At 62.7% G+C, this 12,290-nt stretch carries 12 protein-coding genes; 9 read left to right on the top strand and 3 right to left on the bottom strand.

Annotation, left to right across the window (positions count from 1 at the left end):
- Positions 1–19: 19 nt before the first annotated feature.
- The 3 genes from ACZ1G8_RS00230 to purF form a co-directional block, all read right to left on the bottom strand.
- On the bottom strand, positions 20–367 hold the full coding sequence (locus ACZ1G8_RS00230) for a PilZ domain-containing protein (RefSeq protein WP_472679869.1): 348 nt from the start codon (positions 365–367) through the stop codon (positions 20–22).
- A gap of 118 nt (positions 368–485) precedes the next feature.
- The gene (locus ACZ1G8_RS00225; RefSeq protein WP_472679868.1) at positions 486–1,196 is read right to left on the bottom strand and encodes an SDR family NAD(P)-dependent oxidoreductase; all 711 of its coding nucleotides are present in this window, start codon (positions 1,194–1,196) and stop codon (positions 486–488) included.
- 1 nt (position 1,197) lies between these two features.
- Positions 1,198–2,670, bottom strand: a complete 1,473-nt coding sequence (gene purF / locus ACZ1G8_RS00220; RefSeq protein ID WP_221428317.1) for an amidophosphoribosyltransferase — start codon at positions 2,668–2,670, stop codon at positions 1,198–1,200.
- Between the two features lie 181 nt (positions 2,671–2,851).
- Here purF and ACZ1G8_RS00215 point away from each other — a divergent pair, with 181 nt between their 5' ends.
- The 9 genes from ACZ1G8_RS00215 to ACZ1G8_RS00175 all read left to right on the top strand — a co-directional run bounded on the left by ACZ1G8_RS00215 (position 2,852) and on the right by ACZ1G8_RS00175 (position 12,280).
- Positions 2,852–4,093, top strand: coding sequence for a lipoprotein-releasing ABC transporter permease subunit (locus ACZ1G8_RS00215; protein ID WP_472679867.1), 1,242 nt, complete (start codon positions 2,852–2,854; stop codon positions 4,091–4,093).
- Positions 4,086–4,772, top strand: coding sequence for an ABC transporter ATP-binding protein (locus tag ACZ1G8_RS00210; RefSeq protein WP_472679866.1), 687 nt, complete (start codon positions 4,086–4,088; stop codon positions 4,770–4,772). The genes ACZ1G8_RS00215 and ACZ1G8_RS00210 overlap by 8 nt, the downstream gene beginning before the upstream one ends.
- Before the next feature lie 49 nt (positions 4,773–4,821).
- Positions 4,822–5,100 carry a hypothetical protein gene (locus tag ACZ1G8_RS00205; protein ID WP_472679865.1) on the top strand — a complete coding sequence of 93 codons (279 nt, stop codon included), beginning with the start codon at positions 4,822–4,824 and terminating at the stop codon, positions 5,098–5,100.
- Between the two features lie 77 nt (positions 5,101–5,177).
- A complete protein-coding gene (locus ACZ1G8_RS00200) occupies positions 5,178–5,708 on the top strand; it encodes a hypothetical protein (protein WP_472679864.1) in 531 nt (176 codons plus the stop codon).
- Complete coding sequence (locus ACZ1G8_RS00195) at positions 5,705–6,184, top strand: glutathione peroxidase (protein ID WP_472679863.1); 480 nt, start codon at positions 5,705–5,707, stop codon at positions 6,182–6,184. Before ACZ1G8_RS00200 ends, ACZ1G8_RS00195 begins: the two co-directional genes overlap by 4 nt.
- Before the next feature lie 31 nt (positions 6,185–6,215).
- Positions 6,216–6,545 carry a hypothetical protein gene (locus ACZ1G8_RS00190; protein ID WP_472679862.1) on the top strand — a complete coding sequence of 110 codons (330 nt, stop codon included), beginning with the start codon at positions 6,216–6,218 and terminating at the stop codon, positions 6,543–6,545.
- A gap of 74 nt (positions 6,546–6,619) precedes the next feature.
- Positions 6,620–10,093 (top strand): DNA polymerase III subunit alpha, encoded by a 3,474-nt coding sequence (gene dnaE, locus ACZ1G8_RS00185; protein ID WP_472679861.1) that lies wholly within the window; start codon positions 6,620–6,622, stop codon positions 10,091–10,093.
- 46 nt (positions 10,094–10,139) lie between these two features.
- Positions 10,140–11,738: a long-chain fatty acid--CoA ligase gene (locus tag ACZ1G8_RS00180; RefSeq protein WP_472679860.1), complete on the top strand. Its 1,599-nt coding sequence runs from the start codon at positions 10,140–10,142 to the stop codon at positions 11,736–11,738.
- Positions 11,735–12,280 (top strand): pseudouridine synthase, encoded by a 546-nt coding sequence (locus tag ACZ1G8_RS00175; protein ID WP_472679859.1) that lies wholly within the window; start codon positions 11,735–11,737, stop codon positions 12,278–12,280. The genes ACZ1G8_RS00180 and ACZ1G8_RS00175 overlap by 4 nt, the downstream gene beginning before the upstream one ends.
- Positions 12,281–12,290 lie beyond the last annotated feature (10 nt).

Here is a 12,290-nt window from a genome sequence, read left to right as displayed (position 1 = left end):
CGTCGCCTGTCTTGCGAGATCAGTAGGGACGGTAGGTATCTTCGCCGCTGTAGCGGGCGAGGATGTTGTCGTGCACGATCGGCGAAAGCAGCTCGCTGAATGCACAACCAACCATGCAGTTTTCCCACCACACGACCTGCGCCTGGAGCGATTCGAGGCCGGGAAGGGTGAGCCAGCACATCTGGCCTTCATGCATGCGGTTGATCGCGGCAGCCGAGAAGCCCGAGATCGAAAGATCGTGGACTACGGTCTGGAAGGCGCGTCCGCCGCTGGCGCGCAATTGCCCCGGAATCGTGAGTTTGGTCCGCGGTGCGCAACGATCTTCCTGTGCCGCCATCAAGTAGCGGTCTTGCGTCTGGTAATTCATATCTCGAGACCTTCTGCCCTGATCCGATCCAACGATCCCGCCACGTGGAAGACGTGCGCGCGATATCGGGCGAATGTCGCGGTTCGAGATTAAGGAATGGTCACCGGCGAAGGTTAACTTACTTTTCGACCCGCTCTCGGTGGCCGGTCGGGAAGTCGTTAACCAAGAGCTCTACCAGTCGCTGTGCCACAGCTTCGGGGGGCTTGACCGTTTCCGGATCCTCTCCGGGATAGGCCTTTGCGCGCATGTCGGTGCGCGTTGCGCCGGGATCGACGATAGCGACACGCACGTTGCCGATCTTCTCGACTTCCTGCGCATAGCTTTCGAGCATGTTGTCGAACGCCGCCTTGGTAGCACCATATGCCGACCAATACGCCTTGGGGTCTTTACCTACGCTGCTGGTAAGGCCGAGAACACGACCTGCATCGGCGCGTTTCAGGAGTGGATCGAAATTCGAAAGCAGGGCCTGGGTGGCGAGCAGGTTGATCGTCACGGCCTGGCTGAACTGCTTGCCGTCGATCTGGGTGACTGGGCTGAGCGTGGGAAGGTAGGCAGCGCTGATAACCAGAGCATCGAGCTTGTCCCAGCGGCCAGCGATTGCCGAAGCGAGGCGAGCGATTCCGTCGCTTTCCGCAAGATCGACGGGGGCGATAGTCGACGCGCCTCCTGCCTCGTGGATACGATCCTCGACAGATTCGAGCGAGCGGACATCGCGCGCGGTGAGCACGACATGCGCTCCGGCTTCGGCCATGGCCACTGCGGCTGCAGCACCGATGCCCTTGCTGGCACCCGTGACGAGCACGAGCTTTCCTTCAAGCGGTTTCGTCATTTCAGGCGACCTTGTCGACGGGCAGGGCGAGCTGCTTCTGCTTGTCCTCGCGGCGCGAAAGATCGGTCAGCGAGGTGGGGTAATCACCGGTGAAGCAGGCATCGCAGAACTGCGGGCACGACTTCACGCGTGGTTTCTCTCCGACAGCGCGATAAAGGCCGTCGATCGAGACGAAGGCGAGGCTGTCCGCCTTGATGAATTCGCGCATCGGTTCGATGTCCATGCGCGCGGCGAGCAGCTTGCTACGCTCAGGCGTGTCGACACCGTAGAAGCAGCTGTGTGCCGTTGGCGGGCTGGCGACGCGAAAGTGCACTTCCTTGGCGCCCGCATCGCGCATCATCTCGACGATCTGCATCGAGGTGGTGCCGCGCACGATCGAATCGTCGATCAGGACGATGCGCTTGCCTTCCACCAGGCTGCGGTTGGCGTTGTGCTTGCGCTTGACGCCAGCATGGCGCGCGCCGTCGGACGGCTGGATGAATGTGCGTCCGACATAGTGCGAACGAATGATGCCGAGTTCGAACGGAATGCCTGCTTCCTGCGCGTAGCCAATGGCTGCGGGTACGCCGCTGTCGGGGACCGGCACGACGAGGTCGGCCTCGACCGGGTTCTCGCGGGCTAGTTCCACGCCGATGGATTTGCGCGCTTCGTACACGCTGCGGCCGGCAAAGAAGCTGTCGGGACGACTGAAATAGACGTGCTCGAAGATGCAGGGGCGCGGGCTGTGGTTGCCGAAGGGATGCAGCGAATCGACATTGCCGTCGAAGTCGACACGGATCAGCTCGCCCGGCTCGACTTCGCGGACCATTTCGGCGCCAACGACGTCGAAAGCCACGCTCTCGCTGGCGAACGCCGTCGCATCGCCGATCTTGCCCATGACCAGCGGACGGATGCCCAGCGGGTCGCGGCAGGCGATCATGCCCTCGGGCGTCATCACGATCAGCGCATAGGCACCTTCGAGCAGGCGCAATGCGTCGATCAGGCGGTCGACGATGGTGGGGTAGCGGCTCGTCGCTACGAGGTGGATGATCACCTCGGTGTCGGAAGTCGACTGGAAGATGGCGCCGCGCTGGACGAGCTCTTCGCGCAGCACGCCGGCGTTCGAGATATTGCCGTTGTGCGCCACGGCGAAACCGCCGCTGGCGAGGTCGGCATAGAGCGGCTGCACGTTACGAAGACCAGCGCCGCCGGTCGTCGAATAACGGACATGTCCCGCAGCCATATGGCCGGGCAATTCGGCAATCGCTTCGGAGGAAGAGAAATTCTCCGCAACGTGGCCAAGACCGCGGCGGGCGCGAAATTCTGCGCCGTCCCAGGCGATGATGCCGGCGGCTTCCTGTCCTCGGTGCTGCAGCGCGTGCAGGCCGAGCGCGGTCGCCGCAGAGGCGTCTGTCGCGTTGATTACGCCAAAAACGCCGCACTCTTCGCGTAGCTTGTCGCCATCCGCGTCGAGGAAGGGGTGGGTGCAATTCATGGTGTAGCCCGCGCTGCCATCCGGATGCCGCCCCAATGGCGATGTTACGGCAGGATTACAAGGCTTGTGAGGCGGATCGCGGGGGAGATTTCGCGCACGTTCATTGCGCGGCCACGAAACTGTGCCTAAACGCCCAAGGCAACGGACGACCACACCCGATCACCTCTATTCTGGGGCCGCCTTGCTTCTTTCTCCATTCGAACGGACGATCGCCAAACGCTACTTGCTCCCGGGCAGGAGCGAGGCGTTCATCGCGCTAGTCGCGGGCATTTCCATAACCGTCGTCATGCTTTCGGTCGCGATGCTAGTCATCGTTATGAGCGTCATGAACGGCTTTAGAGCCGAGCTGCTCGACAAGATCGTGGGCCTCAACGGCCATGCCATCGTGCAGGCCTATGGCGGTCGGCTCGACGATTGGGAGAACGTCCTTCAGGAGGTCAAGCAGACGCCGGGCGTGGTCGAGGCTTCCCCGCTGATCGAGCAGCCGCTACTCACCACTTTCAACGGCCGCGTCGAGGCGATCCTGCTGCGGGGCAACACCATGCAGGACATCCGCGGCCTTTCCGAGAAGACCGTCGCCGGCAACATGGACCTGCTCCAGCCCGGTGCGAGCAAGGTCGCCATCGGCGTGAGACTGGCGGAAAATATCGGTGCACGGGTGGGTGACACGATCACCATCATCAACCCGCAGGGGCGCTCGACGCCATTCGGTACTGTGCCGCGCCAGGTCGGCTACGAGGTCTCGGCGATCTTCGAGGTCGGAGTCTACGATTATGACGGTGCATTCGTCGTTATGCCGATGCAGGATGCGCAAACGCTCCTTCTGACCGGCGACACGATCGGCATGATAGAGGTGAAGGTAACCGATCCGGACGAAGTCGAGGACATTCTCGCGCCGGTCCAGCAGAGCTTGGCAGGCAGGGCGGTAGTCCGTGACTGGAAGACCATCAACGCCACCTTGTTCGAAGCGCTCGAGGTCGAGCGTGCGGCAATGGCATTCGCGTTGAGTTTCATGGTTCTGGTGGCGGCATTTAACATTCTTTCGAGCCTCGTGATGCTCGTTCGTGCGAAGACTAGGGACATCGCAATCATGCGTACGATGGGCGCGACGCGGCGCAGCCTGACCAAGATTTTCGTGACGACCGGTTTCACGGTCGGCGCGCTCGGCACTATCGCCGGATTGATCCTCGGTGCGCTGGTCCTCGGTTTCCGCGAACAGATCGTTGCCGCTATTGGCTGGCTGACCGGAGCCGAGCTGTGGGACCCGCAGGTTCGCTTCCTGAGCACTATCCCCGCCAAGGCCGATCCGGTCGAGATCGCGATGATCGTCGGCCTTGCCCTCGTGATGAGCTTCCTCGCGACGCTTTATCCGGCGCTCAAGGCTGCCAGTACCGACCCCGTGCAGGTGCTTCGCTATGAGTAACGCCAACATGCGTCCCGTGGTCGAACTTCGCGGCCTTACTCGCAGCTTCGAGCAGGGCGGCGTGCGCATCGACGTTCTGCGCGGCGTGGATCTCGACATCATGCCGGGAGAGATCGTGGCGCTTCTCGGGCCTTCAGGCTCGGGCAAGTCGACCCTGTTGCAGGCTGTCGGTCTCCTCGAAGGTGGTTTCGGCGGCGAGATCGTGATTGCGGGCCATTCGGCGGAAAAGAGCGATGCGAATGCACGGACCAGCCTGCGCCGCGATCACTTGGGTTTCGTCTACCAGTTCCACCACCTGCTGCCCGATTTCGACGCGCGCGAGAATGTCGTACTTCCCCAGCTCGTGGCTGGCGTTGACCGGAAGGATGCAGAGGCGCGGGCCGAAGAGCTGCTGACTGCCCTCGGCCTCGGACACAGGCTCGATCACCGGCCCAGCCAGCTTTCGGGCGGTGAACAGCAGCGCGTTGCCGTGGCGCGCGGACTGGCCAACCGCCCGGACCTTGTCCTTGCAGACGAACCGACGGGCAACCTCGACGAGGCCACCTCAGACCGTGTGCTTGAGCAATTTCTAGCGCTCGTTCGGGGCGAGGGAAGCGCTGCACTGATCGCTACGCACAACGAGCGGCTCGCTTCGCGAATGGACCGGGTCGTGCGCCTGCATGAGGGTGTCCTCGAATAAGGACCCGGCGCGGGCTTCATACGTTGGTGATGCAAAGGAGGATTTTTGCATGACCGACCATCCGAGTACTTTCAGAGGCCCCGAAGCACATCGTCCCGGCATCGAGTGGGATGACCGCGCCTCGCTTCATCGCGTGGGGCATGGGGACGGCGTGCTCGAAGGTGCGCAGGCCCTGAGAAGCGGGACTTTCGCCGATCTCGTCACGCACATGATGCTGATGCCCGAGCACGAGCGGAAGGATTACTACATCGAAAAGCTGGGCGACCGTGAATACCACGCGTCGGAGGTGGAAGAGCTCTCCAAGCGAGACGATTTCCCCCGCTCGTAGGTTGCAATAGCCACTCAGCAGATTGAAATTGGCGATCCTCCCGCACCCGGTTTAGGCAAGGAGCGGGAGGATTTTTCATGTCACTTGCATCCATCGCCCTGATTTTTGCCCAGGCCACCGTTACCGAGGCGCCCGCCGCGCCGCCAGCGCCGCCCTCATGCGAGGGAGAGGACTTCGAGGCTTTCGATTTCTGGGTCGGAGAGTGGGACGTCTACCCGAACGCAGAAGGCTCTCCCGACAAGGTGGCTGACAGCAGGATCGAGAAAGTCAGCGCCGGTTGCGCAATCCGGGAGACGTGGATGCCGCTTCAAGGGCGCAGCGGGACGAGCCTCAGCGCCTATGATCCCGGGACAGAGGGCTGGCACCAGCTGTGGGTCGGTGGGCAGCCCGGCCGCGTCTTCTTCGATGGCGGCGCGGTGGAGGGCAGGATGATCCTCACCGGCCAATGGGGAAAGGCGCAGGATGGAACGCCTTTGCTGGTCCGAATGACTTATAGCTTGCGCGATGATGGTAGCGTGCGCCAACACGGCGAGGCCAGCAAGGACCGGGGTCTGAGCTGGGCGAACTATTTCGACCTCATCTATCGCCGCAAGGACGCAGCCGAATGACCACCATCGCCGATTTCACCGTTGCCACGAACAAGGGCGACGATCTCGACCTGAAAGAGAAACTCGGCAAGGTCCTGCTGGTCGTGAACACTGCAAGCAAGTGCGGTTTCACGCCGCAGTATGACGGGCTGGAGAAGTTGTTTCAGGACTACAAGGAGCAGGGCTTCGAGGTCATGGCGTTTCCCTGCAACCAGTTCGGTAACCAGGAACCCGGCGATGCGGGCGAGATCGAGCAGTTCTGCAAGGTCAATTTCGGCCTCACCTTTCCGCTGATGCAGAAGGTCGAGGTGAACGGGGACAATGTCAGCCCCCTCTTCGACTGGATGAAGGCAGAGGCGCCGGGCCTGATGGGGTCCAAATCGATCAAGTGGAACTTCACCAAGTTCCTCATCGACCGCGAAGGCAACGTGGTGAAGCGTTATGGCCCTGCCGACGCTCCAGCTACCATCGCCAAGGATATCGAAAAGCTCCTGTAACCGATCCGGGACTCACAGCGAACACACAGCCATGCTTGCCGAACTCAACACCTGGTTTCTCTCTCTCGGCGCCCAATACGGCGTGAACCCCTACATTTTCGGGGGCATTTACGTGGGCGCGATCCCGTTCTTCCTCGCTTCCATCGCCTGGCTTGTGAAGCGGGCGAGGGCGGGGCAATCGACCGTCGTACCGACGATGCTTGCGGGTTTCTTCTTCGTTTCGGCCTATCTCTACCTCGCCATTGTGGGCGAGAATATTCCGGTCTGGGTGTGGGTCTTTCTCGCCGCTCTCATCGTTTACGGAGCGTGGTCGACGATCCGCGACACCCGCAAGAAGATCGCTGCTCCGCCGGAGGACTGATTTCTCCACAAGCGGTGGAGAATAACCGCCCGCCCGCCCTTTGAGATCGGCGCGCAAAATCCTACCTTGCGGGGATGCCCTACAAGCCCTTCGTACCCCTGCGCGTGCTCTCCGCCTATTCGATGCTCGAAGGAGCGATCGATCCGAAGGCGATGGCCAAGCTGGCGAAGGAACGCGGCTTTCCCGCGATAGCCATGGCAGACCGCAACGGGCTCTATGGCGCGGTCATGTTCGCCAATGCCTGCAAGGCGGAGGGCATCCAGCCGATTACCGGTACTTTGCTCGGGGTGGCGCGCGACGAGGAAGGCCGCACGGTCGACTACCTGCCGCTCTACGCGCAGGACGAAGCGGGCTACGACAATCTCTGCCATCTCGTCTCGAAGGCGCATCTCGATCGTCCGCTCGAGTTCGAACCGCATATCCGTATGGAAGACCTCGAAGGCCGCACCGACGGCCTGATCGCGCTGACCGGCGCGAGCGAGGGCGGGGTGACGCGGCTGCTGGCGGAGGGCCAGACGAGCCACGCCATGGCCATGCTCGACAAGCTCGAGGCTCTGTTTCCCGGGCGGCTCTATGTGGAACTCGCGCGGCGCGGCAACCCGCCCGAGGAAGCGGCGGAAAGCGCGTTGATCGACCTCGCCTACGAACGTGACCTGCCACTTGTCGCGACGAACCCTGCGAACTTCGCCGAACCGCATATGTACAAGGCGCATGACGCCATGCTGTGTATTGCCAATTCGACGCATGTCGACGCGGAGGAGCGCGCAAAGTCGAACCCAGAGGCCTACGTCAAGACCGCCCACATGATGGAAGAGGCCTTCGACGACCTGCCCGAGGCCACTGCCAACACGCTCGTGATCGCGCAGCGCTGCGCCTACGCGCCGCCCTATCGCGAACCGATTCTGCCCAGCCTTGCCGGCGACCTCGAGGGCGAGGCGCGGATGCTGGAAGAGGACGCGCGCAAGGGCTTGGCGAAGCGCCTCGAGCCCTATGGCGAGATGTCGGACGAGGAACTCCAGGTCTATGTAGACCGGCTGGATTACGAGGTTGGCATCATCAACCAGATGGGCTTTCCCGGCTACTTCCTGATCGTCGCCGACTTCATCAAATGGGCGAAGGAGCAGGACATTCCCGTGGGGCCAGGTCGTGGTTCGGGTGCGGGCAGCCTCGTTGCGTGGGCGCTGACGATTACCGACCTCGATCCGATCAAGCTGGGCCTGCTGTTCGAACGCTTCCTCAACCCGGAACGCGTCTCGATGCCCGACTTCGACATCGACTTCTGCGAAACCCGCCGCGGTGAGGTGATCCGTTACGTCCAGCAGAAATACGGCCATGACCACGTCGCGCAGATCATCACCTTCGGTAAGCTGAAGGCGCGCGCGGTGCTGCGTGATACCGGCCGCATCCTCCAGATGAGCTACGGCCATGTCGACCGCATCTGCAAGATGGTGCCGAACCATCCGACCGATCCCTGGACGCTCCCGCGTGCGCTCAACGGGGCCGCCGATTTCAAGGCCGAATACGACAATGACAACGAGGTCAAACGCCTGATCGACCTCGCGATGCAATTGGAAGGATTCCCGCGCAACAGCTCGACCCACGCGGCGGGCGTGGTGATCGGCGACCGTCCGCTTGCCCAGCTCGTGCCGCTCTACCGCGATCCGCGTTCGGACATGCCGGTGACGCAGTACGACATGAAAAATGTCGAGAGCAGCGGTCTCGTCAAGTTCGACTTCCTCGGATTGAAGACGCTGTCGGTTCTCAAGAAGGCGACCGACCTGCTCAAGAAGCGCGATATCGAGATCGATCTCTCGCAGCTCGAGCTGGACGATCCGGCGGTCTACGAGCTGATGAAGGCGGGTAACACGGTCGGCGTGTTCCAGCTGGAATCGGAAGGCATGCGGCGCACGCTTACCGCGGTGAAGCCGACCAATTTCGGCGACATCATCGCGCTCGTCTCGCTCTATCGTCCAGGCCCGATGGACAACATCCCGCTCTTCGGGAAGCGCAAGGCCGGCGAAGTTCCCATCGAGTATCCGCACGAGAAGCTCGAAGGCATCCTGTCCGAGACATACGGCATCTTCGTCTACCAGGAACAGGTCATGCAGGCCGCGCAGATCCTCGCCGGATACTCGCTCGGCGATGCAGACTTGCTGCGCCGCGCCATGGGCAAGAAGGTCCAAGCGGAAATGGACATCCAGCGCGAACGTTTCGTGACCGGGTGCAAGGAAATAAGCGGTATCGAGAAGGCCAAAGCGAACGAGCTGTTCGACTTGATCGACAAGTTCGCAGGCTACGGCTTCAACAAGTCGCACGCCGCCGCCTACGCGCTTCTGGCGTACCAGACCGCGTGGATGAAGGCGCATTATCCCGAAGAGTTCTTCGCCGCATCGATGTGCTTCGACATGCACCAGTCGGAGAAGCTGACGATCTTCGTCGACGATGCGCGGCGGCAGGGTATCGCTGTAGAACCGCCCTGCATCAACAAGTCAGAGGCCGAGTTCACCGTCGAACAAACCGACGATGGCTATGCGGTTCGCTATGCGCTCGCAGGCATCCGCAACGTCGGCGAGAAGGCGATGGAAGCCATCGTCGCCGAGCGTGAGGTTTCGGGGCAGTTCGACAGCCTGCAGGACCTGTTTGAGCGCATTCCCAAGGGCTCGATGAACTCACGGCAGCTCGAGGCACTTGCATGTGCAGGCGGGCTCGACGCGCTCGAGCCTAATCGCGCCAAGGTGTTCGAGAATGCCGACATGCTGCTGGCCGTGGCCGATGCGGCGGACCGCGAACGCACCAGTGGGCAAGCGAGCATGTTCGGCGGAGACGACGCGCCTGGCGAAACGCTGCGACTGCGCGAGGTCGAGGATTGGCCGCGCGCCGAGCGCATGGCGCGGGAGCGCGAGAATTTTGGTTTCTATTTCTCCGCCCATCCGGTCGCCGCGTGGAAGGATATCGCCTCCGCCAATGGCGCGCGCACCTACGCTTCGCTGATGGCAGGCGGTGCACCTGCGGGCGGCCGCTCCAATGCGGTGATGGCCGCCATGGTCGAGAAGGTGAACAAGGGCACCACGCGCCGCGGCAAGCCCTTCATCCGCGCCGATTTTTCCGATGCGACCGGCCAATTCAGCGCCGCTTGTTTCGAAGAGGGCATGGTGGAGCGGTTCATGAAGTGGGCCGAGGAGCAGACCTGCGTCCTGCTGCAGGTCGAACTCGATTCGCCGAGCCCGGACGAGCCGCCACGCATCACCGTGCGCGGCGGCACTCCGCTCGCGGACGTGAAGGGCTCGACGCCGATGATCCTCACGCTCGAGATCATCGATGTCGCGGCGGTCGAAGCATTGAGCCGTGAATTGTCTGACGCCGGAAATGGCAAGGACGAGGTCATGGTGACGCTACGGATCGGCGGCGACCACGAGCCGGTGATGCGCTTGGGCCGCGGGTTTGCGCTCGATGGCGAGCTCGCAGAACGCTTGGCAAGCGTGCCCGGCCTTGCCAAGGTGCAGCTCGACAAGCGGCGCGGCGGCTCGCACCTTCGCCTCGTCGCCTGACCGACAAGCGCCGGGAGAGGCGCAAGAGGCAAGGAGAGAGGCTTAAATGCTCGGAGCGATGCAGGACTGGACCATGCGTGTGACGCATGTGATCGACCACGCGGCACGTGAAGCAGGAGATCGGGAGATCGTCACCCGCTGGGCGGATGGGACCGAAACCCGGACCAATTGGCAGGGCATCCGCCGCGATGCGCTGAAGATGGCGCAGGCGCTGCAGAAGCTCGGTCTCAAGCCTGGCGACAAGGTCGCCAGCATCGCGATGAACCATTCGCGCCACCTCGTCAGCTGGTATGGCGTGGCAGGCATGGGCGGCGTGCTTCACACGGTGAACCCGCGCCTGTTCGAGGACCAGCTCGAATACATCGTCAATCACGCGGACGACCGTGTGGTGATCTACGACGCGATGTTCCAGCCCATCGTCGACAAGATGCGTGACCGCTGGCCGCACGTCGAACACTACATCTGCTTCGACAGCGGCGAGCACACGACCTCGTTCGAGGACTGGATCGGTGCGGAAGACGGCGATTTCGAATGGGTCGAAGGCGATGAGCGCGACCCCTGCATGATCTGCTACACCAGCGGCACCACCGGCAATCCGAAGGGCGTCCAGTACGAGCATCGCAGCACGGTCCTGCATGCGATCTCGGGGCTGCAGCCCTCGACGTTCAACTTCAGCGCATCCTCGGTGATGCTGCCGGTCGTGCCGATGTTCCACGCGGCGAGCTGGGGACTTCCCTATGCAGGGGCCATGGCGGGCATCAAATTCGTGTTCAGTGCGGTGAACGATCCGGCGGTGCTGCACGAAATGATGCTGAAAGAAGGCGTCACCGACAGCGCTGGCGTGCCGACCGTCTGGCTCGCACACTTCCAGTATTGCGACGCCGAAGGCATCGACCTGCCGCCGCTCAAGGCCGCCACCATTGGCGGTTCGGCTGCGCCCAGGTTCATGATCGAGCGCTTGATGAAGAACGGCACCCGCGTCCAGCACGCATGGGGCATGACCGAAACCTCGCCGATCGGCACGGTCGGCGGCCCGACGCATGACTGGGACCAGCTCAGCTTCGATGAGAAGGTCACCAAGACGATGAAGCAGGGCCGCCCGATATTCGGCGTGGAATTGCGCACGATCGACCTCGACGATCCGACCAAGGTGCTGCCGCGCGATGGCGAAACCTCAGGCGCGCTGCAGATCCGCGGGCCGTGGGTGGTGAAGCGCTATTTCAAGGCCGAGGAAGATGCGGTCACCGAAGATGGCTGGTTCGACACCGGCGACGTCGGCATGCTGCATCCCGATGGCACGCTGCAGCTGACCGACCGCACCAAGGACGTGATCAAGTCGGGCGGCGAGTGGATTTCTTCGGTCGAACTCGAGAACGCGGCCGTGGGACACCCTGCGGTTGCTGAGGCTGCATGCATCGGCATGTCGCACCCCAAGTGGGACGAGCGCCCGGTGCTCTTCGTGGTGAAGAAGGAAGGTCAGGATGTCAGCGCCGAGGAGGTGACCAACTTCCTGTCCGACAAGGTCGCCAAGTGGTGGCTTCCCGATGCGGTGGAATTCGTCGACGACATCCCGCACACCGCCACCGGCAAGATCAGCAAGAAGGACCTGCGCGACCGGTTCGCCGACTACAAGCTTGAGGCGTGAGCCGGCTGATCCTGCTCAACAAGCCCTTCGGTGTGCTTTCGCAGTTCACCGGGGGCAAGGAAGGGGTGGAGGACACTCTGGCGCATCTCGTCGATGTGCCGGGGGTCTATCCGGCAGGCCGCCTCGACAAGGATAGCGAAGGGCTGTTGCTGCTGACCGACGATGGCCGGCTGCAGTCGCGCATTGCCGAACCGCGGTACAAAATGGCGAAGACCTACCTCGTGCAGGTCGAGGGAGAGGCGGGGGACGAGGCGCTCGAAAAGCTCGCGCACGGCGTCGAGCTCAAGGACGGCATGACCCGTCCTGCCCGCGCGAAACGCATCGATCCGCCACCGGTCTGGGATCGCGATCCGCCCGTGCGTTATCGCAAGAGCGTGCCCGACAGCTGGATTGTGCTCGAGATCACCGAGGGCCGCAACCGCCAGGTCCGCCGCATGACTGCCGCCGTGGGCCTGCCCACGCTGCGCCTCATCCGCTGGCGCATCGGCGATTGGAGCGTGGACGGCATTGCACCCGGCACCTATCGTGAAATCGAAGTCTGAGGAGAGAGCC

It is taken from the genome of Qipengyuania sp. BR81-2 (assembly GCF_055693895.1).
This window is presented reverse-complemented; position numbering and strand designations above follow the sequence as displayed.